Annotated in this window: 23 protein-coding genes and 4 tRNA genes; 22 read left to right on the top strand and 5 right to left on the bottom strand. The window is 64.7% G+C overall.

The window, feature by feature from the left end; genetic code table 11:
- Positions 1-2: 2 nt before the first annotated feature.
- From ACO6D5_RS06585 to ACO6D5_RS06575, 3 genes are read left to right on the top strand one after another with little or no spacing between them, the layout of a single operon-like run.
- Complete coding sequence (locus ACO6D5_RS06585) at positions 3-827, top strand: GNAT family N-acetyltransferase (protein WP_485824943.1); 825 nt, start codon at positions 3-5, stop codon at positions 825-827.
- 43 nt (positions 828-870) lie between these two features.
- The gene (locus ACO6D5_RS06580; RefSeq protein WP_485824942.1) at positions 871-1,794 is read left to right on the top strand and encodes a ParB/RepB/Spo0J family partition protein; all 924 of its coding nucleotides are present in this window, start codon (positions 871-873) and stop codon (positions 1,792-1,794) included.
- Positions 1,787-2,791: a type II asparaginase gene (locus ACO6D5_RS06575; RefSeq protein ID WP_315529007.1), complete on the top strand. Its 1,005-nt coding sequence runs from the start codon at positions 1,787-1,789 to the stop codon at positions 2,789-2,791. Before ACO6D5_RS06580 ends, ACO6D5_RS06575 begins: the two co-directional genes overlap by 8 nt.
- On the opposite strand, the gene ACO6D5_RS06570 is transcribed toward ACO6D5_RS06575, so the two are convergent.
- On the bottom strand, positions 2,785-3,678 hold the full coding sequence (locus ACO6D5_RS06570; protein ID WP_485824941.1) for a LysR substrate-binding domain-containing protein: 894 nt from the start codon (positions 3,676-3,678) through the stop codon (positions 2,785-2,787). The two genes, ACO6D5_RS06575 and ACO6D5_RS06570, sit on opposite strands and share 7 nt — an antisense overlap.
- Positions 3,679-3,795: 117 nt before the next feature.
- Here ACO6D5_RS06570 and ACO6D5_RS06565 point away from each other — a divergent pair, with 117 nt between their 5' ends.
- From ACO6D5_RS06565 to ACO6D5_RS06550, 4 genes are all read left to right on the top strand, one after another.
- Entirely contained in the window at positions 3,796-4,383 is a 588-nt protein-coding gene (locus ACO6D5_RS06565; RefSeq protein ID WP_088589901.1) for a cysteine dioxygenase family protein, read from the top strand.
- Positions 4,384-4,385: 2 nt separating this feature from the next.
- Positions 4,386-5,576 carry a cystathionine beta-lyase gene (gene metC, locus ACO6D5_RS06560; protein ID WP_485824960.1) on the top strand — a complete coding sequence of 397 codons (1,191 nt, stop codon included), beginning with the start codon at positions 4,386-4,388 and terminating at the stop codon, positions 5,574-5,576.
- On the top strand, positions 5,576-7,171 hold the full coding sequence (locus ACO6D5_RS06555; RefSeq protein WP_485824959.1) for a rhodanese-like domain-containing protein: 1,596 nt from the start codon (positions 5,576-5,578) through the stop codon (positions 7,169-7,171). Before metC ends, ACO6D5_RS06555 begins: the two co-directional genes overlap by 1 nt.
- A gap of 196 nt (positions 7,172-7,367) precedes the next feature.
- Complete coding sequence (locus tag ACO6D5_RS06550) at positions 7,368-8,369, top strand: Bug family tripartite tricarboxylate transporter substrate binding protein (protein ID WP_485824940.1); 1,002 nt, start codon at positions 7,368-7,370, stop codon at positions 8,367-8,369.
- A gap of 29 nt (positions 8,370-8,398) precedes the next feature.
- Here ACO6D5_RS06550 and ACO6D5_RS06545 read toward each other — a convergent pair whose 3' ends face one another.
- Genes ACO6D5_RS06545 through ACO6D5_RS06530 form a run of 4 tightly spaced genes read right to left on the bottom strand, consistent with a single transcriptional unit; the run spans position 8,399 to position 12,906 of the window.
- Positions 8,399-9,160: a DeoR family transcriptional regulator gene (locus ACO6D5_RS06545; RefSeq protein WP_315529000.1), complete on the bottom strand. Its 762-nt coding sequence runs from the start codon at positions 9,158-9,160 to the stop codon at positions 8,399-8,401.
- Positions 9,161-9,177: 17 nt separating this feature from the next.
- Positions 9,178-10,860 carry an ABC transporter permease subunit gene (locus ACO6D5_RS06540; protein WP_485824939.1) on the bottom strand — a complete coding sequence of 561 codons (1,683 nt, stop codon included), beginning with the start codon at positions 10,858-10,860 and terminating at the stop codon, positions 9,178-9,180.
- Between the two features lie 22 nt (positions 10,861-10,882).
- Positions 10,883-11,890 (bottom strand): ABC transporter ATP-binding protein, encoded by a 1,008-nt coding sequence (locus ACO6D5_RS06535; RefSeq protein WP_485824938.1) that lies wholly within the window; start codon positions 11,888-11,890, stop codon positions 10,883-10,885.
- Between the two features lie 14 nt (positions 11,891-11,904).
- A complete protein-coding gene (locus ACO6D5_RS06530) occupies positions 11,905-12,906 on the bottom strand; it encodes an ABC transporter substrate-binding protein (RefSeq protein WP_485824937.1) in 1,002 nt (333 codons plus the stop codon).
- Between the two features lie 158 nt (positions 12,907-13,064).
- On the opposite strand from ACO6D5_RS06530, the gene hisN reads away from it, so the two are divergent.
- From hisN to rplL, 15 genes are all read left to right on the top strand, one after another.
- Positions 13,065-13,871, top strand: coding sequence for a histidinol-phosphatase (hisN, locus tag ACO6D5_RS06525; protein ID WP_485824936.1), 807 nt, complete (start codon positions 13,065-13,067; stop codon positions 13,869-13,871).
- Between the two features lie 58 nt (positions 13,872-13,929).
- Entirely contained in the window at positions 13,930-15,315 is a 1,386-nt protein-coding gene (locus ACO6D5_RS06520) for a glutamine synthetase (RefSeq protein WP_315528988.1), read from the top strand.
- Positions 15,316-15,344: 29 nt separating this feature from the next.
- Positions 15,345-16,733 carry an aldehyde dehydrogenase family protein gene (locus ACO6D5_RS06515; protein WP_485824935.1) on the top strand — a complete coding sequence of 463 codons (1,389 nt, stop codon included), beginning with the start codon at positions 15,345-15,347 and terminating at the stop codon, positions 16,731-16,733.
- A 24-nt stretch (positions 16,734-16,757) separates the two neighbouring features.
- A complete protein-coding gene (locus tag ACO6D5_RS06510; RefSeq protein WP_485824934.1) occupies positions 16,758-17,921 on the top strand; it encodes an iron-containing alcohol dehydrogenase in 1,164 nt (387 codons plus the stop codon).
- A 113-nt stretch (positions 17,922-18,034) separates the two neighbouring features.
- A tRNA-Tyr gene (locus ACO6D5_RS06505) sits at positions 18,035-18,121 on the top strand.
- A 144-nt stretch (positions 18,122-18,265) separates the two neighbouring features.
- Positions 18,266-18,339 (top strand) — tRNA-Gly (locus ACO6D5_RS06500).
- 12 nt (positions 18,340-18,351) lie between these two features.
- Positions 18,352-18,426 (top strand) — tRNA-Thr (locus ACO6D5_RS06495).
- Between the two features lie 56 nt (positions 18,427-18,482).
- Positions 18,483-19,673 carry an elongation factor Tu gene (gene tuf / locus ACO6D5_RS06490; protein WP_035214420.1) on the top strand — a complete coding sequence of 397 codons (1,191 nt, stop codon included), beginning with the start codon at positions 18,483-18,485 and terminating at the stop codon, positions 19,671-19,673.
- Positions 19,674-19,841: 168 nt separating this feature from the next.
- A tRNA-Trp gene (locus tag ACO6D5_RS06485) sits at positions 19,842-19,917 on the top strand.
- A gap of 64 nt (positions 19,918-19,981) precedes the next feature.
- The gene (secE, locus tag ACO6D5_RS06480) at positions 19,982-20,362 is read left to right on the top strand and encodes a preprotein translocase subunit SecE (protein WP_006227004.1); all 381 of its coding nucleotides are present in this window, start codon (positions 19,982-19,984) and stop codon (positions 20,360-20,362) included.
- A 9-nt stretch (positions 20,363-20,371) separates the two neighbouring features.
- Positions 20,372-20,905, top strand: coding sequence for a transcription termination/antitermination protein NusG (nusG, locus tag ACO6D5_RS06475; RefSeq protein WP_006216576.1), 534 nt, complete (start codon positions 20,372-20,374; stop codon positions 20,903-20,905).
- Positions 20,906-20,968: 63 nt separating this feature from the next.
- Positions 20,969-21,400 (top strand): 50S ribosomal protein L11, encoded by a 432-nt coding sequence (gene rplK / locus ACO6D5_RS06470; protein ID WP_006227005.1) that lies wholly within the window; start codon positions 20,969-20,971, stop codon positions 21,398-21,400.
- Positions 21,401-21,402: 2 nt separating this feature from the next.
- Entirely contained in the window at positions 21,403-22,104 is a 702-nt protein-coding gene (rplA, locus tag ACO6D5_RS06465) for a 50S ribosomal protein L1 (RefSeq protein WP_006216574.1), read from the top strand.
- 274 nt (positions 22,105-22,378) lie between these two features.
- Complete coding sequence (rplJ, locus tag ACO6D5_RS06460; protein WP_006227006.1) at positions 22,379-22,903, top strand: 50S ribosomal protein L10; 525 nt, start codon at positions 22,379-22,381, stop codon at positions 22,901-22,903.
- Between the two features lie 81 nt (positions 22,904-22,984).
- A complete protein-coding gene (rplL, locus tag ACO6D5_RS06455; protein ID WP_006227008.1) occupies positions 22,985-23,365 on the top strand; it encodes a 50S ribosomal protein L7/L12 in 381 nt (126 codons plus the stop codon).
- Positions 23,366-23,501: the final 136 nt, after the last annotated feature.

The following is a 23,501-nucleotide window of genomic DNA, read 5'->3' as shown; positions in this document are numbered from 1 at the left end:
CCATGTCTGTCGCAGCGCTCTTTTCTCCCACCGCAACGCATGTCTCCCGCACGCCGCCTGCCGACGTGCGCGACAGTCTGCGCGCGCGGCTGGAAGAGGCCGCGCTGAACGCGACGGCGGTCGGCGCGCAGGTGCTCTATGATGGTTGGCTGGTGCGCTTTGCGCACTCGGAAGCCAAGCGTGTGCGCAGCATCAATGTGCTGGGGTTATCCACACGTCCGCTGGACGAGCGGCTGGCGTATTGTTCTTCGTTGTATGCGCGCCATGGCTTGCCCATGGTGCTGCGCATTACCTCCATCGGCCCCGATTTTTCGCTGGACGCCGAGCTGGAGGCCCGCGGCTATACCTTTACCGGTGAGACCCGAGTCATGAGCATGTCGCTCGCCCCCAGGCCCAGCGTCCGGGGCGGCCTGCATTTCAGGAAAGTCGACACCGGCCGCTTCGCGCAGGCGGTCGGGGCCATGCGTGGCTCGGCGCCTGAGCATATCGGTGAACATCAAGCGCGTCTGCAAGGGCTGGCTGTGGATAAGCTGCCGGTGCTGGCATGGGACGCGGCAGGTCAGTGCGTTGCCGCGGGCTTGGCCGTCCGCGACGATGACCTCGTGGGCCTGTTCGACATCGTCACCGACCCGGGGCAACGGCGTAAAGGCTACGCCGATGCCCTGGTGGACTACCTATTGACCGAAGGCGCCGCCGGCGGCGCCACGACGGCGTACCTGCAAGTCGAGCCGGAGAATACAGCCGCGCGGGCCTTGTATGGCCGCTACGGTTTCAAAGACTGTTACGCGTATTGGTACCGTCTGCCCGCCGAGCAGACGGACGCCTGAGCCTGGCTCGGGATACAAAAACAGAAGGAAAGAGGATTTAACTATGGCCACCAAGAAACCCAAGGGATTGGGTCGCGGACTGGACGCCTTGCTGGGCGCAGACGCGCCGGCGATCGACAACATCGGCAAGGCCGTCGCGGCCAAGCCCGAGGGTCCGCCATCCACCTTGCCCATCTCGAAGATGCGCGCCGGCAAATATCAGCCGCGCACGCGCATGGACGAGGGCGCCTTGGGTGAGCTGGCCGAGTCGATCCGCACGCAAGGCATCATGCAACCCATTCTTGTGCGCGCGCTGGGCGAAACCGCGCCCGGCAATTACGAGATCATCGCGGGCGAACGACGCTTTCGCGCCGCCCAGCTGGCCGGCTTGAAGGAAGTGCCGGTGCTTGTGCGCGACGTGGCCGACGAAAATGCGGCCGTCATGGCGCTGATCGAGAACATCCAGCGTGAAGACCTGAACCCGCTGGAAGAGGCGCACGGCGTGCGCCGCCTGCTGGACGAATTCGGCCTGACGCACGAGCAGGCCGCGCAAGCGATCGGCCGCTCGCGTTCCGCCACCAGCAACCTGCTGCGCCTGCTGAACCTGGCGGCGCCCGTGCAGACGATGCTGCTGGCCGGCGACGTCGACATGGGCCATGCCCGCGCACTGCTGGCGGTCGATGCCGCCACGCAGATCCAGTTGGCCAACCAGATCATCGCGCGCCGCCTGTCCGTGCGCGAAGCCGAAAAGCTTGTCGCGAAGACCGCCAAGGAAAGCGAATCAGCGGCATCGCCCCGCAAAAAGGCCAACGGCGTCTCGCGCGACCTGACGCGCCTGGAAGAGGCCCTGTCCGATCACCTGGGCACCCGCGTCGCCCTGAAGGTGGGCGCCAAGGAAAAGGGCCAGATCGTCATCGACTTCCATGGGTGGGAACACCTGAATTCGCTGCTGGAACGCCAAGGCCTGTCCGGAGTCGTGGATGCCTGAGCACGCGCTGCCGGTTGTCGCGGTGCTGGCCACTGGCGGCACCATCGCGGGCGCGCAGGCGGACGCGACCTCGGCCGGCTACAAGGCCGGTTCGTTCTCCGTCAACGACTTGTTGGCGGCGGTGCCGCAGCTGGCCGGCATCGCCGAGATCCGCGCCGAGCAGGTGGCCAACGTCGGCAGCCAGAACATGACGCACGAGGTCTGGCGCGCGCTGGCCGAGCGCGTGGACACGTTGTGCGAGGATGCCTCGGTGGCCGGCATCGTCATCACCCACGGCACGGACACGCTTGAAGAAACCGCGTACTTCCTGAGCCTGGTGATTCAGCACGACAAACCCGTCGTGCTGGTGGGCGCGATGCGTCCGGCTACGGCGCTGGGCGCCGAAGGCCCGGCCAACCTGTACAACGCGGTGGCGCTGGCGCGCCATCCCGACGCGCGCGGCCGCGGGCCGCTCGTCGTCATGAACGAAGACGTGCATTACGCACGCGAGATCCAGAAGATCGCCAGCGCGGGCCTGTGCGCCTTCGCGTCGCCCAATCGCGGCCGCGCCGGCGTCATGCATGGCGGCGCGCCGTGCTTCTATTCGCGCAACACCACCACGCACACCACACAAAGCGAGTTTTCACTCGCATTATTGGAAAAGGCCGGCTGGCCGCGCGTGGACATCGTCTACGCCTATGCCAACCTGCAGGCAGACCTGATCGATTTCCTGGCCGACGTGGCTGACGGCATCGTGCTGGCCGGCGTGGGCGACGGCAATGCCACGGACCTGGGCATCGACGCCCTGAGCCGGGCGGTCGCCGACGGCACGGCCGTCGTGCGCGCCAGCCGCACGGGCAGCGGCTTCGTGGCCCGCGACGTGGAACTGGACGACGCCAGCCTGGGCTTTGTCGCCGCGGGCGACCTGAATCCGCAAAAGGCGCGCATCCTGCTGATGCTGGGCCTGTCCGTCACGCGCGACCCGGCCGCCCTGCAGGCGATCTTCGAGCGTTATTGATCGCGCGGCGGCGCGCTGGCTGCGTCGCCTTGCTGCGCCAGGCCGAGGTTTGCCCGCAGCATGTCGTAGACCTGCCGCGTCAGCGGATTGATCAGATCACGCCTTATCCACAGGAAGTAGGTCACGTCCGGCAAGGGCGGCAGCCCTTCCTTTTCCCCCAGCACCCGCATTTCCGGCCCCAGCAGTTCCACGCTGCGGGCCGTCACGCCCAGCCCGGCGCGCAGCGCGGCTTTGATCCCCACCAGATTCGGCGCCACATAGTTGGTGTGCCAACGCACGCGCGCCTGCTCCAACGCGTTCAGGGCCAGCCGGCGGAAGATGCTGGGCTCGTCGGCCAGTACCAGCGGCACCGGCGCGTGTACGTCATGCACATAGTCGGCCGAGGCCAGCCAGACGGTGGGGGAGGTGCGAAGCGCCACGCCTTCAAAGTCCTGGTCGAAGCGGGTGGAGATCGTCAGGTCGATTTCACCGGCGTGCAACGCATCCATCAGGAAGGGGCTGCGGTCCACCCGGATCTCCAGTTTCACGCGCGGCGCTGAGCGCGCGATGTGCGTCAGCAGCGTGGGCAGGATGGTGTCCGCCACGTCCAGCGGCGCGCCGAGTCGCAGGTCCCCCTCCAGCGGCCCGTCCTGCAGGGCGCGCAGCGCCTCGTCGTTGATGGCCAGCATGTGGCGCGCGTACTCCACCAGGCGGCGCCCGTGCGAAGACAGCACCTTGTTGCGCCCCTGCTTTTCGAAGAGCGGCAGGCCGATGGTGGATTCCAGCCGCTGCATCTGCTGGGTGATGGCCGACTGCGTCTTGTGCAGCCGGTTGGCGGCTTCCGAAAAGGTGTCGTGCTGGGCGATGGCCGTCAGCGTGCGAAGCAGGTCCAGATCCAGGTTGCGCATGTCGGGCTCAAAAGTATTAGCGTTGCTAATGGAATGTTAAGGCAATTTAAATTGTTGGCACAGGATGCGGGCGATACAGTAAGTGCAATAACTCATGAAACAAGAGGAAAAGACAAAGTGAGCACTGCGCATCCCCATCAAGCCGGCATCGATGCCGCCATCGGAAATATTAAAAAAACTGTAGGAAATAAGGGGCTGAACCGCGACAGCCTGGACGAGGTGCTGCAAGAGCTGGTGGGGTTGGCCAGCCATACCGATTGGTGGGCGGGCGACCGGTACGCCGCCCCGGAAGACGGCGAACGCCAGGCGCGCTACCTGATCGCCGAAGACGACGACAAGAGCTACGCGCTCTATCTGAACGTCATGCGTCCCGGCAACAAGATCGTGCCGCATAACCACACGACCTGGGCCTGTATCGCTGCCGTGGAAGGCGTGGAATACAACTACGTCTATGACCGTACCGACGACGGCTCGGTGCCGGGCGTGGGCCGCCTGGCGAAGACGGGCACGGTCGTGGTCGGCCCGGGCGCCGGCATCGCCCTGATGCCCGACGACATCCATGCCGTCGAGATCCAGGGCGACAGCGTCATCCGCCACCTGCACATGTACGGCCGCGCGCTGGAGACGCTGAATGAACGCCTGGGCTTCGACCTGGAAGCCGGCACGTGCAAGATCATGCCGATCGGCGTGAAGACCCGCCGCTGACCATGAACAAGCCCTACCGGTCCGCAACGCGTTTGCTGCGCGCAGGGCGTCCCCATCAAGGATGGGTGAACACCCCCGTCACGCGCGCCAGCACCTATGTCTTCGACAGTGTCGCGGCCTGGCGCGACACGCGGGAACGCCGCGAACAGGAACGCCTGCCGTCTTACGGCGCGCGCGGCACCGACAGCACGCATGCACTCGAAGACGCGCTGGTCGAGCTTGAACAGGGCTATCGCGCGGCGCTCTATCCCACCGGGCAGGCCGCCATCGCGACGGTTCTGCTGGCATATCTGCGGGCGGGCGATCACGTGCTGGTGACCGACGCGGTGTATGAACCGGTGCGCCGCTTTTGCGCCGAGCACCTGACGCGGCTGGGCATCGAATACACCTTCTATCGGCCCGACGGCGCTGGCATCGAAGCGCTGATCCGGCCGAACACCCGCATGATCTATGCGGAGTCGCCCGGGTCGCTGACGTACGACATGCCGGACCTCTCCGAGTTATCCACAGCTGCGAAAAAACACGATTGCTGGCTGGCTGTGGATAACACGTGGGCGTCGGGTTTGATATACAAACCGCTGACCTTGGGCGCCGATATCTCCCTGCTGGCGGCGACCAAATACCTGGGCGGCCATGCCGATGTGATGATGGGCGCGGCCGTCGTCAACCGCCGTGCCTGGCGGGCACTGGAACGCGCTTCCATCGATTTTGGCCAGACGGTGGGGGCCGACGACGCGTTCCTGGTGCTGCGCGGCATGCGCTCGTTGCCGCTGCGCATGGCGCAGCACGCTCGCAACGCCTTGCGGGTCGCGCAATGGCTGCAGGGGCGCGCCGAAGTCGCGCGCGTGCTGTGCCCGGCATTGCCCGGCGATCCGTCGCATGCGCTCTGGCAGCGCGATTGCACGGGCGCCAATGGCCTGTTGACGGTCGAGCTGGCTGAAGCGTTCGACTCGGCGCATGCCGAGCGGCTGATCGACAGCCTGCGCCTGTTCGGCATCGGCGCGTCGTGGGGCGGCTTTGAAAGCCTGGTGATCCCGGTGCAGCTGAGCTCGCGGGCGCTGCCGGACCCGACGCCACGCGGCGCCATGCTGCGGCTGCATATCGGCCTGGAAGACCCCGAAGACCTGATCGGCGACCTTGAACAAGGCTTGTCCGCGCTTACCCAAACCTCCCGTTCCCTCCGGATTTCATGATGCATCCCCATTCCGCCCCTTCCGCCGCAGACGTCGACTCGCATACGCTCAAGCAATGGCTGCACGACGGCCGCGAGATCGCCTTGCTGGATGTGCGCGAACACGGCCAATACGGCGAGGCGCACCTGTTCTACGCCGCGCCCGTGCCCTACAGCCGGCTTGAGATCGACATCGTGCGCCTGGCCCCACGCCGCGACGTGCGCGTGGCGGTGTATGACAACGGCGGCGGCGACACCACCGCCGAACGCGCTGCCCGCGCCTTGGCAGCGCTGGGTTATCGCCAGGTGCATCGCCTGGCCGGCGGCATCGCGCAATGGCAGCAGGACGGCTATGCCGCGTTTGCCGGCGTGAACGTGCCCAGCAAGACGTTCGGCGAACTGGCCGAAGAAGTCTTCCACACACCACGCATCGGCGCCCGCGAACTGGCTGAACGCCAGCGGCGCGGCGACGATCTGATCGTGCTGGACGGACGGCCGTACGCCGAATACCAGAAGATGAGCATCCCTGGCGGCATCTGCTGCCCGAACGGCGAACTGGCGCTGCGCGCCCACACGCTGGCCAAGGACCCCAACACCACGATCGTCATCAACTGCGCGGGCCGCACGCGCAGCATCATCGGTGCGCAGACCCTCATCAACCTGGGCGTGCCCAACCCCGTCTATGCGCTGGAAAACGGCACGCAAGGCTGGTATCTGGAAGACCTGCAGCTGGAGCACGGTGCGCGCCGCCGCTATGACGACGGTATTGCGGCCGACGAGTTGCCGGCGCTTGCTGCCCGTTCGGCGCAATTGGCCGAGCGCCACGGCGTGCCGATGGTCGACGCCGGCACAGTGCAGGCATGGCTGCGTGACGCTTCGCGCAGCACCTTCCTGTGCGATGTGCGTAGCGCCGAGGAATTCGCCTCGGGTTCCTTGCCAGGCGCGCAGCACACGCCGGGCGGTCAACTGGTGCAGGCCACCGACCAGTACCTGGCCGTGCGCGGCGCCCGCATCGTCGTATTCGACGCCGAAGGCGTGCGCGCGCCGGTGGTGGCCAGCTGGCTTCGGCAAATGGGTTGGGACGCGTGCGTGCTGCAAGAGGGCATGCGCGCCGCCTTGACGAACGATGTGACGGCTGTGCATGCACCCGCCCTCCCGGCGCTGTCCGATGCCGGGCTGGCCGCCGCATTGGCGCAAGGCGCGCAGGCCGTCGACCTGCGACCGGGCATGCGCTATCGCGCCAGTCACATCACGGGCGCTGCCTGGTCAATCCGCCCGCGCCTGGACCGCCTGGATCTGGATCCTGCCCGCCCCGTCATCCTGCTGGCCGAAGAGGCCGCCGTGGCCGCGTGGGCCGCCGAAGACCTGCGCGACAGGGGCGTGACGGACATCCAGGTCAACACGGGCACCCCCGCCAGTTGGTCGGCAGCGGGCATCCCGCTGGTCTCCACGCCCGACGTGCCAGCCGACAGCGAGTGCATCGATTACCTCTTTTTCGTGCATGACCGCCACGACGGCAACAAGGCGGCCGCCCGGCAGTATCTGTCCTGGGAGACCAACCTGGTCAAGCAGATCGACGAACGTGAACTGGCGGGCTACCGCTTTCCGGCCGGCTGACGCCGTGCATTGACGCCGCCCGACGAGGGCGCAAGCGCCAACGTGGCCCGCAGAGGCTGCGTGGCGCGACAACAGACGCATCAACCCGATCAATACGCCCCGGCGGCATTTGCCGACGGGGTGCGGACGGTTCATGGCGAACCGGAATGCAAAGGACGGCCGAGTAATCCGGCCGCCGATACAAGGGGAAATCCAGATGAAGCACCATGCATTGCACGCTTGCGGGACAGCCGCCCTGGCCATGGCCGGCCTGATGTGGAGCGCGAGCGCCAGCGCCCAGACGCTGAAGGCGCCGGCCGACTATCCCAAACAGGCCATCACCGTGGTCTCGCCGTTTCCGCCCGGCGGCGGCAATGATGGCGTGGCGCGGCTGATCGCGCAGGAACTGGGCGCCATCGTCGGCCAGAGCGTCGTGGTGGAAAACCGCTCGGGGGCGGGCGGCAACGTCGGCACCGCGCAGGTGTCGCGGGCCAAGCCGGATGGCTACACCCTCGTGATGTCGCAGACCAGCGTCATGGCCGTCAACCCGCGCCTGTACAAGAATGTGGGCTTCGATCCGGTCAAGGACTTCACGCCGATCTCGCAGATCACGTCTGCGCCGCTCGTGCTGGTGGCGCGTACCGAAAGCCCGTACAAGACGCTGGCCGACTACCTGGATGCCGCGCGCAAGCAGCCCGGCATCGTCACGTACGCGACGCCCGGCAACGGCACCATGAGCCATCTGATGGGCGCGCTGGTGTCGAAAAAGGCGGGCGTGAACCTGGTGCACGTGCCGTACCGCGGCGCCGCGCCCGCGATCACCGATCTGATGGGCGGCACGGTGGATATGTTGATCACCTCGCCCGCGTCGGCCGAACCGATGGTGACGGCAGGCAAGCTGCGCATCCTGGCCTTGAGCCATGAAAACAGCATCGGCGTCTTCAAGGGCGCGCCTACCCTCAAGCAAAGCGGCCTGGACGGCATCACCGCCGACGATTGGTATGGCTTGTTCGCGCCCGCCGGCACACCGCCCGAGCGCGTCGCCTACCTGGCGCAGGCCGTGGCCCAGGCCATGAAGTCGCCCAACGTGATCGCCAAGATCAACAGCGGCGGCAGCTGGCCGGTGGGCAGCCAGCCCGACGCGTTCAAGACGCGTTTGCAGCAAGACACGGTGTACTGGGCGGACATGGTGAAGACCGCAGGCGTGTCGCTCGACTGAGGCGCCACAGCCGGCGCGGCGGCGCCGGCCTACACCGCCAGCACGTTGCCCACGGCCGCCTTCAAGGCGGCAAAGGCAGGGGATTTCTGCGCGCTGGTGTTGGTCACCAGATGGCCGATGCGGTCCGCGCCGCAAAACGACACGCGGCTGCACAGGCCGATCTTGCTGAAGTCGGCCAACAGCACCAGTTGCTTGGCATTGGCCGTCATCGCGCGTGCGACTTCCGCCTCGCGCAGGTCGTAGTTGGTGGCGCCGCACTCCGCATCCACGCCAACCGGCGACAGCAACGCCAGGTCGGCGCGGTAGCGGTGGATCTCCGCGATGGTGATGTCGCCAGCGGTGGCGCAGACCGGGCCGCCGACCGCGCCGCCCAGCATGATCAGCTGGTTGGCGCCGTTGCCCGCCGCGCCCACTTTCAGCGCGACGTCGAACGAGTTCGTGATGATGGTCAGGCCGGACAGCTTGGCCAGTTCGTCGGCCAGCACGCTGGTGGTGCTGCCCGCGTCCAGGAACAGGGTCTGTCCGCTCGCCACGAGACCGGCCGCCGCGCGCGCGATCGCGCGCTTGTATTTGACGCGCGTGTGCACGCGCTCGGCGATCGGCGGTTCGCTGTGCACCGGCACGGCGCCGCCATGCACGCGACGTAATTCGCCCATGGCCTCCAGTTCAAGCAGATCGCGCCTGACGGTCTCGCGCGACACGCCGAGTTCGCCGACGATGCGGTCGGTCGATACCTGCTGCAATGACGACAGCAGGGCGCGGATTCTCTGATACCGCTCTTCTTGCCACATATCCGATGCTTCCTAATCTATCTCCGCCGCCGCGCCGCCCCGGCGATCAACGCGCGCATGGCCAGCAGAGAACCTCCAACGACCAGCATGATAAGCGTGGAATACGCCGCCGCCTGCGAAACGAACCCGGCCTCGTCCAGGCGCAGCACCGATACCGGCGCCACGCTGACGGTGGGCGTCACCAGGAAGATGACGGCCGACAGCGTCACCATCGATCGCATGAACAGGAAGAAGAACACGCCCAGCACGGTGGGTGCGATCAACGGCAGCACCGCGTCGCGCAGCACTTGCGCCGTGCCCCCGCCCAGGCAGCTGACGGCTTCCTCCAGGGCCTGCGGCACGGCGCGCATCCCCGTCATCATCGTCAGGAAACCCTGCGTGTGATAGTGGTAGAAATTGCACAGGGCGATCAGCGCCGCGCTGCCGTACAGCGCGTACAGGGGCGTGCCGGGCGCATTGAACGCGAAGATGTAGGACAGCCCCAGCACCAGGCCCGGCACGCCGACGGGCAGCACGGAGAGCAGATACACGAGTTTTGCCCAACCCCGTCCGATGCGGCAGACGCCGAAGCACAGGAAGAACAGCAGCAGCACGCCGCCGCCGGCCGCGGCCAGCGACAGGTACAGCGATGTCCATAGCGGCGTGTAGCCGCCGCTGACGGTGATGTCGTAGTGCTTGAGCGTCCACTCCATGCGGTACGGCCACAGCCGCATGAAGCTGGCGAACACCACGGTCGCCACCGTCAGGATGATCGTGCCGCAGGCCAGCAGCACGCCGACACCGAACGCCGCATCGCGCGCCCGCGCAGGCTGGGGCGCCACCCGCAGGCCGCTGGGCGATGCCGATCCGAACTGGCGCTGCGAGGCCACCCGTTCGATCTGCACTGAAATCAACGAGGGCAAGAGCAGCAGGATGCCCACCACCGAGCCCATGCCGAAATTCATCTGGCCCGACACCTGGCTGTAGATCTCCGTGGCCAGCACGCGGTAATTGCCGCCGATCACGGCCGCGTTGCCGAAGTCGGTGATGGTGATGACGAACACCACGAAGGCGGCGCTCAGCAGGCCGAACTTGCAGTTGGGCAAGGTGATGTCGAAGAACTGGCGCGCGCTGGAGGCGCCCATGACTTCGGCCGCGTCGTAGTAGCGGGCGTCCGTGTTGCGCAGCGCGGCCTGCAGGATCAGAACGGCCTGGGGCAGGGCGTAGAACACGTTCGAGATCAACAGGCCCCAGAAACCGTAGATGTCGACCTCCCAGCCCGTCCACCGGTGTACCAGCCCGTTGCGCCCCAGGATGAAGATCAGCCCCAGGCCTTGCACCAGCGACGGCGCCAGCAAGGGCAGCACCAGCGCCAGCCGCACGATCGCCTTGCCGCGCATGCAACTGCGGTCCAGGCCATAGGCGATGGCGAATCCCAGCGAGATGCTGACGGCGGTGGTGGCGGCGCTCATGACGAGGCTGTTGGCGGTAGCCGTCAGGATGCCGCGGGTGGCGAACACCTCGGCATAGTTGCCCAGCCCGATCGAGCCGTCCTTTTCCACCAGGCTGCGCCACGCCACGGTGGCCAATGGATACAGGAAGAACAGCGCCAGGCCCGCGAGCGGAATCGCCACGCAGGTCCACAGCAGCAACCGGTCGCCCGACCAGGGGGCGCGCCCGGCGGGCGCCGCCGCGGCCGCGCCGGCGTGCAGCGTGCTCATCGGCGAGCCCCGCCCGCGCCGCTCATGCGCTGACCCAGGCGCATTGGCCCGGTTCCATATCCAGCCGCACTGACGCGCCGCGTGACAGGCCCGCCGCGCCATGCTGTTCCACCAGCAGCTCGCGTCCCAGCCACGCGACACGCAACCGGGTCAGATTGCCCATGAAGGTCATGTCCTGCACGCGGCCGGCACCTTGTGCGTCAGCAGCGATGCGCAGGTTCTCCGGGCGCAGGCAGGCCTCATAGCGGTCGCTGGCGCCTTCGGGGCGCGTCGCCAGCAGGTGGGGCATGGCCTCGCGCACCCAATCGGTGGGCAGCAGATTGCTCAAGCCTACGAAGTTGGCGACAAAGCGGGTTCGGGGGCGCAGGTACAGGTCGGATGGCGACCCCACCTGTTCGATGCGCCCGTCGTTCATGCAAACGATCTTGTCGGCCAGCGTCAGCGCTTCCTCCTGGTCGTGCGTGACCATGATCGTGGGGATCTTCAACCGGCGCTGCACGTCATGGATTTCAGCGCGCATGTCGGTGCGCACGCGCGCATCCAACGCCGACAACGGTTCGTCCAGCAGGATCAGCGCCGGGTCCACGGCCAGCGCGCGCGCCAGCGCCACGCGCTGCTGCTGCCCGCCGGACAGCTGGTGCGGATAGCGCGGCGCATAGTCGGGCAGCTTGATCAGCGTCAGCAGTTCAGTCACGCGCGCAGCGATGCGGTCGCGCGGCTCGCCCCGGATGCGCAGGCCATAGCCCACGTTCTCGGCCACCGTCATGTTGGGAAACAGCGAATACGACTGGAAGACGATGCCGAACCCGCGCTTGCGCGCCGGCAATCCGCCGAGGTCGCGCCCGCCCAGCGTGATGGTGCCGCGGTCGAACGGCAGCAGGCCCGCCACGATGCGCAACAAGGTCGTCTTGCCGCAACCGCTGGGGCCCAGCAGGCAGACGAATTCGTGTTCGCCGACCGACAGGTCGATGTCCTGCAGCGCCACCGACGCGTCGAAGGTTTTCCGTATCCCGCGCAGTTCCAGATACATGGCGTCTCCCGGCCTCAACGCTTGATGGTGTCTTGCCAGGTCTTGATCGTGGCGTCGCGCTCCGCCGCGGACTTCTGGAAGTCCACCGGGTACAGCACGGCGGTCAGGTCCTTGGGCAGGCCCGCGGCCTCGGCCGCCTTGTTGGGGGCGGCGCCGGGAATGGTGACCAGTTCCTTGTATTTGCTGTAGAGGCCCCCCGCCTGCGCCGACAGCGTCCAGTCCAGGAAACGCTTGGCATCCGCGGGGTTCTTGGCCGTCTTCATCAGGCCGGACGCCTCCAGCTCGTAGCCCACCCATTGCTTGGGGATCACCATCTTGACGGGATAGCCTTCTTCGATCGACTGCATGGCGGGGAAGGCGAACGAAACGCCAATCGCGTATTCGCCGGCGCGCGCCATCTTGCAGGGGCGGGACCCCGACGGCGTGTACTGCGCCACGTTCTTGTCCAGGTCCTTCAGCAGCGCCCACCCCTTTTCCTGGCCCAGTCCCTGCAGCAGCGCGACGATCTGCAGGTAGCCCGTGCCCGAGGCGGCGGGGCTGGGGATGACGATCTCGCCCTTGTAGGCGGGATTGGCCAGGTCCTCCCATGACGTGGGCATGGGCAGGTTCTTGGATTTCAGCCGGTCGGTGTTCACACAGAATGCGGCGACGTAGCCGGTGGCGGCGAACCACTTGTTGTCCGCGCCCCTGTATTGGGCGGGCAGGGCGTCGATGCCCTTGGCCGCATAGGGTTCCAGCAGGTTCTGCAGGCGCGGGTCCAGCATGTTGCTGACGGCAAAGCCCCAGATCACATCCTGCTGCGGGTTCGCGGCCTCGGCGATCAGCCGGGCGCCCAGGTCGCCGGTGGACAGGCGCAGCACGTTGACCTTCACGTCCGGCATGGCCGCGGTGGCCGCCTTCAGGTAGGCCGCGATCTCGTCTTCTTCCAGCGCGGTGTAGACCGTGATGGGCCCGGCCTGGGCAGCCTGTGCATAACTTAGGGAAATTACTGCAACCACAACGCTAAGCTTCTTCATACATTGCATGATGGAACTCCGGTGGGAATACACGGCAACGGTGTGAGCTACTGATGCGGACGGCGATTTTTCTGGATGAGGGCGAGGTTGCAGTTTTAGGTATATTTGCAAATTTGGGGCAACGTGTCTAGACTGGAAAAACCCCTGGGAGTACTGTGATGCAAACCTCCGCCGCGCTGCCGGCGCAGCAATTGGCCGAATATTCCTCGTTCGCGCAAACCCTCGCGGACCGCGTCCGGCCCTTGTCACGCAAGTGGTTCCGGCACCCGCTGTCCATCGATACCAAGGCGGACGAAAGCCCCGTCACGCAGGCCGACCGCGAAGTCGAGGCTGCGCTGCGCGAGGCGATCGCGCAGCACTACCCGCAGCACGGCATCTTCGGCGAAGAGTTCGGCGCGCTGCATACCGAAGCCGAACTCGTGTGGTCGCTGGATCCCATCGACGGCACGCGCGCCTTCATTTCGGGCAACCCCTTGTGGGGCACCTTGCTGGCGCTCCTCCACCGGGGCCGGCCCGTGCTGGGCCTGATCGATATCCCCATGCTGCAGGAACGCTGGATCGGCGCGGCCGATTCGCCGGCGCGCTTGAACGGCGAGATCTGCCAGGCCAGCGCCTGTACCGAGCTTCGCAATGCCATCCTGTACGCGACTTCGCCCGACATCTTCGAAGGCGCCGAGCTGGCCGCCTTCGACGCCTTGACCGGCGCCGCGCGCATGCGCCGCTACGGAGGCGATTGCTACAGCTACGGACTGCTGGCCAGCGGCCACGTCGACCTCGTCGTCGAGGCCGGCCTGCAACCCTATGACTACCTGGCGCTGATGCCCGTGATCGAAGGCGCGGGCGGCGTCATAACCGATTGGTCGGGGCAGCCGCTCAGCCTCGAATCGCAGGGCCGCGTCGTCGCGGCCGCCACGCCGCAGCTGCATCGCCAGGCGATGCGGGTGCTGGGGGCGGCCATGACCTGAACGCCGCGCCGCCCGCCCGCAGGTCAACGCAACGCTTCAGCCACAAAGGTGAACGAGCATGCATGCACTAGGGGTAGCAACGGTGGAAGACGCAGAGCGGCTGGTGCAAGCCAGCCCGCTCTCGCATATCAAGGTGGGCTTGTCCGACGTCGATGGCGTCATGCTGGGCAAGTACCTGCGGCGCGACAAGTTCCTGGGCGCGCTGCGTTCCGGCCTGGCGTTCTGCGACGTGGTGTTCGGCTGGGACCTCGATGACCAGCTCTACGACAACACCAAGTACACCGGCTGGCACACCGCCTACCCCGACGCCAAGTTGCGCATCGTGCCGCAGACCGGGCGCCGGCTGCCGCTTGAGCAGGGGCCCGGCGGCGAAGACATGCTGCTGTTCCTGGCGGAGTTTGAAGGCGATGCGGGCGCCATCTGCCCGCGCCGGCTGCTGCACCGCACGCTGGACCGGGCGGCCGGCATGGGGTACGACGTCTACGCGGCGCTGGAGTACGAGTTCTTCATGTTCCGCGAAACGCCGCATTCGGTGCGCGCGAAGCACTACCGCAACATGGAGAACTGGACGCCGGGCAATTTCGGCTATTCCATGCTGCGCAGTACGGTCGAAGGCGACTTCTACCGCAAGCTGCTGGACATGTGCGAACGCATGGACATGCCCATTGAAGGCCTGCATACCGAGACGGGGCCGGGCGTGCTGGAGGCGGCCATCGCGGTGGACCAGGCGGCCGCCGCCGGCGACAAGGCTTTTCTCTTCAAGACCTTCACGAAGGCGCTGGCGCAGCAAAACGGGTTGATGGCCACCTTCATGGCCAAATGGTCGCACGACCATCCCGGCCAAAGCGGCCATATCCATCTGTCCCTGCGCGAGAAGAAAAGCGGCCGCTCGGCCTTCTACGACGAATCCCAGCCGCACGGCATGAGCGCGGCGCAGACGTCCTTCATGGCGGGCGTACAGCGCTACCTGCCCGAGTTCATGGCGCTGTACGCGCAGACGATCAACAGCTATTCGCGTCTGGTGCCCGGATATTGGGCGCCGCTGGACGCCACCTGGGGCATGGAAAACCGCACCACCGCGCTGCGCCTCATCCCGGGCAGCGACAAGTCGCAACGCGTCGAAGTGCGCATCGGCTCGGCGGACGCCAATCCCTACCTGGCGCTGTCGGCCGCGCTGGCCTCGGGCCTGTACGGCATCGAGCAAGGGCTCAAGCCCGAGCCCATGGTGCAAGGCAACGCCTACACCCAGAAATTTCCGGCCCATCTGCACCTGCCCACGACCTTATGGGAGGCCGCGCAGCGCCTGCGCGAATCCGAGGCGGCCCGCCACCTGTTCGGCGATCCCTTCGTCGAGCACTACGCCGCGACACGCGAGTGGGAAGAACGCCAGTTCCGGCGCCACGTCACCGACTGGGAGCTGGCGCGCTATTTCGAAATCATCTGATTCCGTCCAACTGCTTGCATAGGGCCACCATGACCCAGGAACTCATCACCATCAGTCCCATCGACGGGCGCGAGGTCGTGCGCCGCGCCTATGCCAGCGAAGCGCAGATCGCCCACGCGCTGGCGCAGGCCCAGTCCGCGCAAGCCGCCTGGCAGGCGGCGGGCGTGGCGGAACGGGGGCGCATCGTGTCGGCGGCGGTCGACCGCTTCGTGGCGGCCAAGGACGAGATCGCGCGGGCCATCACGATCCAGATGGGGCGCCCCTTGCGCTACACGCCTGGCGAGGTCGCCGGCTTCGAAGCGCGCGCGCGCCACATGATCTCGATCGCCGACGTGGCGCTGGCGCCCGTCCGCGTGCCCGATCAGGCGGGCTTCACCCGCTTCATCAGCCGCGAGCCCATCGGCGTCGCCCTGACCGTCGCGCCGTGGAATTACCCGTTGCTGACGGCCGTGAACAGCATCGTCCCGGCCTTGATGGCGGGCAACACCGTCATTCTGAAGCACTCCGACCAGACGCCCTTGTGCGCCGAGCTGATCGAACGCGCATTCCGCGACGCCGGCGCGCCCCGGGGCGTGTTCCAGTACCTGCATGCCAACCACGACACCGTCCAGCGGCTGATCCGCGCGCCCGAGATCGGCTACGTGTCGTTCACGGGTTCGGTGCGTGGCGGGCGCATCGTCGAGGAGAGCGCTGCCGGGCGTTTCATCGGCGTAGGCCTGGAGCTGGGCGGCAACGATCCGGCCTATGTCCGCGCCGACGCCAAGTTGGACCACGCGGTCGAAACCCTGGTCGACGGTGCCTTCTTCAATTCCGGCCAATCCTGCTGCGGCATCCAACGCATCTACGTCGCCCGGCCGCAGTACGAAGAGTTCGTCGAACGCGCCGTTGCCCTGACAAATACTTACGTACTGGGCAATCCGCTGCATGCCGATACGACGCTCGGCCCGGTCGTTCGTGCCCGCGCGGCGGCCGATATCCGCGAAGTCATCGGCGAAGCCGTTGCGGCTGGCGCCCAAAACCTGATTGATCCCTCACATTTCCAAAATGCGAGTAAAAGCTCTCCTTATGTCGCGCCCGCATTGCTGACGCGAGTAAACCATCGCATGCGCGTCATGAACGACGAATGCTTCGGTCCGGTCGTCGGCATCATGCCGGTCGACACCGACGACGAGGCCGTCGCGTTGATGAACGACAGCCCCTACGGACTGACGGCCGCGGTCTTCACTCAGGACGAAGACGCCGCGTTGGCGCTGGGCCGGCAAGTGCGCACGGGCACCTTCTTCATGAACCGTTGCGACTACCTGGACCCCGCGCTGGCCTGGACGGGCGTCAAGAACACGGGGCGTGGCGTGTCCTTATCGGTCGTCGGCTACGAACAGCTCACGCAAGCCAAATCTTTTCATCTTCGCAGCGTCTGACCCGACGCCTTCAGGAATCGAATCATGACTGTGCCAAGCGTCAACTGGAACTTTCCCACCGCCATCAAGGCGGGTCCCGGCCGCGTCAAGGAGCTTGCCGATTGGTGCGCCGAACTCGGCATGCGGCGGCCCTTGCTGGTCACGGATCCCGGTCTTGCCGCGTTGCCGATGGTGAGCGACGCCGTGCGCGCCTGCCGCCAGGCGGGCCTGGAGTGCGGCCTTTTCCACGAGGTCAAGGGCAACCCGACGGGCCGCAACGTCGAAGACGGCGTGGCGGCGTACAAGCAGGGCAGGCATGACGGCGTCATCGCATTCGGCGGCGGTTCGGCGCTGGACGCGGCCAAGGCGATTGCGCTGATGGTGGGCCAGAAGCGGCCGCTGTGGGACTTCGAGGATATCGGCGACAACTATCAGCGCGTGAACGTAGCCGGGATGGCGCCCGTGGTCGCAGTGCCCACCACAGCAGGCACCGGGTCCGAAGTGGGGCGCGCATCGGTCATCACGGACGAAGCCGCACAGGTCAAGCGCATCATCTTCCATGCGCGCATGCTGCCTGCCATCGTCATCCTGGACCCCGAGCTGACCGTGGGCTTGCCGCCGAAAATCACGGCCGCAACCGGCATGGATGCCCTGTCGCACAACCTGGAAGCCTACTGCTCACCGTTCTTTCATCCGATTGCGGCGGGTATTGCCATCGAAGGCATGCGCCTGGTCAAGGAATACCTGCCGCAGGCGGTCGCCGACGGCACGGACCTCCAGGCCCGCCAGCAGATGCTGGTGGCTTCGAGCATGGGCGCCACGGCTTTCCAGCGCGGGCTGGGCGCGATGCATGCGCTGGCGCATCCGCTGGGCGCGCTGTACGACGCCCATCACGGCATGTTGAACGCGATCCTGATGCCTTATGTGCTGAAAGCGAACCAGCACGCGGTGGCGCCCCGGCTTGAGGCGCTGGCCCGTTACCTGGATCTGCCCGCCACGGGCCCGGGCGCGGTGCTGGACTGGGTACTGCATCTGCGCGAGGTGGTGGGCATTCCCCATACCCTTGCCGACATCGGCATCGACGAGGCCCAGGCCGAGCGGATAGGGCGCATGGCCAGCGAAGATCCCTCAGGCGGAACCAACCCCATTATTTTTACCGCCGACGACTATTCACAACTTTTGCGTGCATCAATTCGCGGAAACCTGTAAGCTTCGCCCCCTCTGCGCGGAAACGCGGGTGGCTGAACAAAAGTTTTTGAATATTTTCATCCGAAGGGTTTGACACCGGATTCGAAAGTGTTCATAATCTCAAGTTCTCCGCTGGAGGGGTGCCCGAGTGGTTAAAGGGGGCAGACTGTAAATCTGTTGGCCTTGCGCCTACATTGGTTCGAATCCAATCTCCTCCACCAGAGACCCAACTCTGAATCCAGGCGATGTCTGCCTGGATTTTAAAATTAGGCCTAGGGAACTGGGCGACCTTCGCAAAGAAGGTTGTAAGGTTCCCCAGGCCTTGATTTTGAAAGGTTTGGGAAAGAGAAGGTGATGGGTATGCCGCGGGTGTAGCTCAATGGTAGAGCAGAAGCCTTCCAAGCTTACGACGAGGGTTCGATTCCCTTCACCCGCTCCAAGATTTTTAAATGCCCATGTGGCTCAGTGGTAGAGCACTCCCTTGGTAAGGGAGAGGTCGCGCGTTCGATCCGCGCCATGGGCACCACAAATTTCCAAGTTCTTTTCTTCAGTCTGAAGCGCAATCCAGGTCAGGAGTCAGCCATGGCAAAAGGCAAGTTTGAACGTACCAAGCCGCACGTGAACGTGGGTACGATTGGTCACGTTGACCACGGCAAAACGACGTTGACGGCAGCTATCACGACCGTTCTGTCGAACAAGTTCGGTGGCGAAGCCAAGGGCTACGACCAGATCGATGCGACTCCTGAAGAAAAGGCTCGCGGCATCACGATCAACACCGCCCACGTCGAGTACGAAACGGAAGCGCGTCACTACGCGCACGTTGACTGCCCGGGCCACGCTGACTATGTGAAGAACATGATCACGGGCGCGGCGCAAATGGACGGCGCGATCCTGGTTGTGTCGGCCGCTGACGGCCCGATGCCGCAAACGCGTGAACACATCCTGCTGAGCCGCCAAGTTGGCGTGCCGTACATCATCGTCTTCCTGAACAAGGCTGACATGGTTGACGACGCCGAGCTGCTCGAGCTGGTGGAAATGGAAGTTCGCGAACTTCTGTCGAAGTACGACTTCCCGGGTGATGACACCCCGATCGTCAAGGGTTCGGCCAAGCTGGCGCTGGAAGGCGACAAGGGCGAACTGGGCGAACAGGCCATCATGAACCTGGCTGCCGCTCTGGATTCGTACATCCCGACGCCTGAGCGTGCCGTTGACGGCGCGTTCCTGATGCCGGTTGAAGACGTGTTCTCGATCTCGGGTCGTGGCACGGTGGTGACCGGCCGTATCGAACGCGGCGTGGTCAAGGTCGGCGAAGAAATCGAAATCGTGGGTCTGGTTCCGACGGTCAAGACGACTTGCACGGGCGTTGAAATGTTCCGCAAGCTGCTCGACCAAGGTCAAGCCGGCGACAACGTGGGCATCCTGCTGCGCGGCACCAAGCGTGAAGACGTCCAGCGCGGCCAAGTTCTGGCCAAGCCGGGCTCGATCACCCCGCACACGGACTTCACGTCCGAGGTGTACATCCTGTCCAAGGAAGAAGGCGGCCGTCACACTCCGTTCTTCCAAGGCTATCGTCCCCAGTTCTACTTCCGCACGACGGACGTGACGGGCACGATCGAGCTGCCGGCCGACAAGGAAATGGTTCTGCCGGGCGACAACGTGGCCATGACGGTCAAGCTGTTGGCTCCCATCGCCATGGAAGAAGGTCTGCGTTTCGCCATCCGTGAAGGCGGTCGTACCGTCGGCGCCGGCGTCGTCGCCAAGATCCTGAAGTAAGCAATACCCGGATGGGTAGAGAGGACGAAAAGTCCCTCTACCCATTTTTGCCGTAAAAGTGTTATGATGTTTGGCTCCGCGATCATTTGCGCCGAATAGCTTGAAAAAAGCGACCTTGAGCGCCCGGTCGGGGTAGTCAGTGAATGTAGTGCAAGCCAGTAGTGTTTTAGGGGCATAGCTCAATTGGCAGAGCGTCGGTCTCCAAAACCGAAGGTTGTAGGTTCGATTCCTACTGCCCCTGCCACCGCCAGGATAAACCCGCGGGAGATCATCGCGAGTTACGCATTCACGGCGGCTCGCGTCGCAATATGTCTAATACCAGCGTAGAAACCGTAACCAGTACCGCCGACCGGGTCAAGCTCGGGCTGGCGGTTCTCGTCGTTATTGCTGGCATCGTCGGGTTTTCCGTGCTCAGCGCACAACCGATGCCTGCACGTATCGGCGTGTTCGTCGGCGGCCTCGTGATCGCAGCCGTGATCGCCTGGTTCAGCGAACCCGGCCGCCGCACCCTGAGCTTTGCCAGCGAGTCCTACAACGAAGTCAAGCGTGTCGCATGGCCCACCCGCAAGGAAACGACCCAGATGACGGGTATCGTTTTCGCGTTCGTGGCGGTCATGGGCATTTTCATGTGGGTGCTCGACAAGGGCATCGAATGGATTCTTTACGGCCTGCTGTTGGGCTGGAAATAAGGACGGCGAATGAGTAAGCGTTGGTATGTCGTCCATGTGTATTCCGGCATGGAAAAGAGTGTTCACAAGGCCCTGGTCGAGCGTATCGAACGTGCCGCCTTGCAAACGTCTTTCGGCCGAATCCTTGTGCCCTCCGAAGAAGTCGTCGAGGTCAAGGGTGGTCAGAAGTCGATCACTGAACGCCGCATTTTCCCCGGTTACGTCCTGGTCGAAATGGACCTGACCGACGAAACGTGGCATTTGGTCAAGAATACGAACCGCGTCACCGGCTTTTTGGGTGGCTCGGGCAACCGTCCGACCCCGATTTCCGAAAAGGAAGTCGAGAAGATCCTCTCCCAGATGGAAGAGGGTGTCGAGAAACCCCGCCCCAAGATCCTGTTCGAAGTGGGCGAGATGGTTCGGGTCAAGGAAGGTCCGTTTGCAGACTTCAACGGCAACGTCGAAGAAGTCAATTACGAAAAGAGCAAGGTGCGTGTGTCCGTCACCATTTTTGGTCGCGCCACGCCTGTCGAACTCGATTTCAGCCAGGTCGAAAAGACCTGATTTCAACCCCCGGGGAGCCCAGGCCAATAAGGTCCGGGCGATATAACCCGCAAGGAGCAAAGCATGGCGAAGAAGATCGTCGGCTTTATCAAGCTGCAAGTACCGGCTGGTAAGGCTAACCCCTCCCCCCCGATTGGCCCGGCACTGGGTCAACGCGGCCTGAACATCATGGAATTCTGCAAGGCGTTCAACGCCAAGACCCAAGGCATGGAGCCTGGTCTGCCGATTCCGGTGGTGATCACCGCTTTCGCGGACAAGAGCTTCACCTTCATCATGAAGACCCCGCCCGCGACGGTCCTCATCAAGAAGGCTGCTGGCGTGCAAAAGGGTTCGGCCAAGCCGCATACCGACAAGGTCGGCACGCTGACCCGCGCTCAAGCTGAAGAAATCGCCAAGGCCAAGGGCCCCGATCTGACCGCCGCTGATCTGGACGCCGCTGTGCGCACGATCGCTGGCAGCGCCCGCAGCATGGGCATCACGGTTGAGGGGATCTAATCATGGCAAAACTGTCCAAGCGCGCCGCCGCTATTGCACAAAAGATCGACCGTACCAAGCTGTACCCGGTCGCTGAAGCCCTGACCCTGGTCAAGGAAACCGCTGTCGCCAAGTTCAATGAATCCATTGACGTGGCTGTGCAGCTCGGCATCGACCCGAAGAAGTCGGACCAACTGGTTCGCGGTTCGGTCGTTCTGCCCGCCGGCACCGGCAAGTCGGTCCGCGTGGCCGTGTTCGCCCAAGGCGAAAAGGCTGAGGCCGCCAAGGCCGCCGGCGCCGACATCGTCGGTCTGGATGACCTGGCTGACCAGATCAAGGCCGGTCAAATGGACTTTGACGTCGTCATCGCTTCGCCCGACACGATGCGTGTCGTGGGTGCCCTGGGCCAGATCCTGGGTCCCCGTGGCCTGATGCCGAACCCGAAGGTCGGCACCGTGACGCCGGACGTCGCGACCGCTGTCAAGAACGCCAAGGCCGGTCAGGTTCAGTACCGTACCGACAAGGCTGGCATCATCCACGCAACGATCGGCCGCGCGTCGTTCGGCGTGGAACAGCTGCAAACCAACCTGGCCGCTCTGGTCGACGCCCTGCAAAAGGCTCGTCCCGCAGCTGCCAAGGGCATTTACCTGCGCAAGCTGGCCGTTTCGTCCACGATGGGCGGCGGTGCTCGCGTTGAAATTGCCTCGCTGTCGGCTTCCAACTAAGCCAACAGCAGTAAACGTACTTTGGGCTGCATCCGGATTCCTCCGGATGTTGCTGTCAAAGACCGCTGGAGCGAGGGTAGTGGAAGGGTTCTCCCTTCCGTATGGAAAGCAGCATCCCCGCTGCCCCGCTTAATCCCGAAGCTCACACAGTTCGGATCCAGCGTAGACGGCGTCCCCAGGAAGATTTCTTTACACGAAGAACTCGACCAGGCGCCGCATTCGGTTGACGCGCAAGGCTCAGGCCCCAGGCGTCTTTTGATGGAGTGTTCAAACCGTGAGTCTCAATCGTCAAGAGAAAGCGGTGGTAATCGAGGAAGTCTCGGCTGAAGTCGCCAAGGCCCAATCGATTGTTATCGCTGAGTACCGTGGTCTGGACGTCGCCTCTGTCACCGTACTGCGCAAAACTGCGCGTGAATCGGGCGTGTATCTGCGTGTTCTGAAGAACTCGCTGGCCCGTCGTGCTGTTGCCGGCACGGCTTTCGAGCCGTTGGCTGAGCAACTGACCGGTCCGCTGATCTATGGTATCAGCGCTGATCCGGTTTCGGCGGCAAAGGTCATCGCTGGTTTCGCGAAAAGCAACGACAAGCTGGTCATCAAGGCGGGCGCATTGCCCAACAGCCTGCTGACCCAAGATGGTGTGAAGGCCTTGGCCACCATGCCGTCCCGCGAAGAGTTGCTGTCGAAACTGCTTGGCACCATGCAAGCCCCCATCGCGCAATTCGTGCGTACGCTCAACGAAGTTCCGACCAAGTTCGCCCGTGGCCTCGCGGCTGTGCGCGACCAAAAGGCAGCGGCCTAATCGCCCTGCTGTCCGGAATTCGCTGAACGACGAAGCGACACCCAAACCCTGGCATTACCAAAATATTTGGAGTTCTGAAAAATGGCACTTAACAAAGCTGAAATCCTTGACGCCATCGCTGGCATGACCGTGCTCGAGCTGTCCGAGCTGATCAAGGAAATGGAAGAGAAGTTCGGCGTGTCGGCTGCTGCCGCTGCTGTCGCTGTCGCTGCTCCGGCCGCTGGTGGCGCTGCCGCCGCTGCTGAAGAGCAAACCGAGTTCACCGTCGTCCTGCTGGAAGCCGGCGCGAACAAGGTTAGCGTCATCAAGGCCGTGCGCGAGCTGACCGGTCTGGGTCTGAAGGAAGCCAAGGACCTGGTCGACGGCGCTCCGAAGCCCGTCAAGGAAGCTGTGGCCAAGGCTGACGCCGAAGCCGCCAAGAAGAAGCTGGAAGAAGCTGGCGCCAAGGTCGAAGTCAAGTAAGACCTGCGTCAACTGCCCGGGGACAGCACAGTTTGCAGTCCCCGGGCTTTTGCGTTTCCAGGAAACCCCTACTGGGGTCATGCCTTTTCAGAGGGGTTTCCTGGAGTCGTATCACCTAGGGCCGTGGTTGACGGCC

Source organism: Achromobacter sp., assembly GCF_057314935.1.
This window is presented reverse-complemented; position numbering and strand designations above follow the sequence as displayed.

Bases quoted from the DNA above. Each gene is read 5' to 3' on its own strand.
- ACO6D5_RS06585 (WP_485824943.1), top strand. From the start codon at position 3: ATGTCTGTCGCAGCGCTCTTTTCTCCCACCGCAACGCATGTCTCCCGC.
- ACO6D5_RS06580 (WP_485824942.1), top strand. From the start codon at position 871: ATGGCCACCAAGAAACCCAAGGGATTGGGTCGCGGACTGGACGCCTTG.
- ACO6D5_RS06575 (WP_315529007.1), top strand. From the start codon at position 1,787: ATGCCTGAGCACGCGCTGCCGGTTGTCGCGGTGCTGGCCACTGGCGGC.
- ACO6D5_RS06570 (WP_485824941.1), bottom strand. From the start codon at position 3,678: ATGCGCAACCTGGATCTGGACCTGCTTCGCACGCTGACGGCCATCGCC.
- metC (WP_485824960.1), top strand. From the start codon at position 4,386: ATGAACAAGCCCTACCGGTCCGCAACGCGTTTGCTGCGCGCAGGGCGT.
- ACO6D5_RS06555 (WP_485824959.1), top strand. From the start codon at position 5,576: ATGCATCCCCATTCCGCCCCTTCCGCCGCAGACGTCGACTCGCATACG.
- ACO6D5_RS06550 (WP_485824940.1), top strand. From the start codon at position 7,368: ATGAAGCACCATGCATTGCACGCTTGCGGGACAGCCGCCCTGGCCATG.
- ACO6D5_RS06545 (WP_315529000.1), bottom strand. From the start codon at position 9,160: ATGTGGCAAGAAGAGCGGTATCAGAGAATCCGCGCCCTGCTGTCGTCA.
- ACO6D5_RS06540 (WP_485824939.1), bottom strand. From the start codon at position 10,860: ATGAGCACGCTGCACGCCGGCGCGGCCGCGGCGGCGCCCGCCGGGCGC.
- ACO6D5_RS06535 (WP_485824938.1), bottom strand. From the start codon at position 11,890: ATGTATCTGGAACTGCGCGGGATACGGAAAACCTTCGACGCGTCGGTG.
- ACO6D5_RS06530 (WP_485824937.1), bottom strand. From the start codon at position 12,906: ATGAAGAAGCTTAGCGTTGTGGTTGCAGTAATTTCCCTAAGTTATGCA.
- hisN (WP_485824936.1), top strand. From the start codon at position 13,065: ATGCAAACCTCCGCCGCGCTGCCGGCGCAGCAATTGGCCGAATATTCC.
- ACO6D5_RS06520 (WP_315528988.1), top strand. From the start codon at position 13,930: ATGCATGCACTAGGGGTAGCAACGGTGGAAGACGCAGAGCGGCTGGTG.
- ACO6D5_RS06515 (WP_485824935.1), top strand. From the start codon at position 15,345: ATGACCCAGGAACTCATCACCATCAGTCCCATCGACGGGCGCGAGGTC.
- ACO6D5_RS06510 (WP_485824934.1), top strand. From the start codon at position 16,758: ATGACTGTGCCAAGCGTCAACTGGAACTTTCCCACCGCCATCAAGGCG.
- tuf (WP_035214420.1), top strand. From the start codon at position 18,483: ATGGCAAAAGGCAAGTTTGAACGTACCAAGCCGCACGTGAACGTGGGT.
- secE (WP_006227004.1), top strand. From the start codon at position 19,982: ATGTCTAATACCAGCGTAGAAACCGTAACCAGTACCGCCGACCGGGTC.
- nusG (WP_006216576.1), top strand. From the start codon at position 20,372: ATGAGTAAGCGTTGGTATGTCGTCCATGTGTATTCCGGCATGGAAAAG.
- rplK (WP_006227005.1), top strand. From the start codon at position 20,969: ATGGCGAAGAAGATCGTCGGCTTTATCAAGCTGCAAGTACCGGCTGGT.
- rplA (WP_006216574.1), top strand. From the start codon at position 21,403: ATGGCAAAACTGTCCAAGCGCGCCGCCGCTATTGCACAAAAGATCGAC.
- rplL (WP_006227008.1), top strand. From the start codon at position 22,985: ATGGCACTTAACAAAGCTGAAATCCTTGACGCCATCGCTGGCATGACC.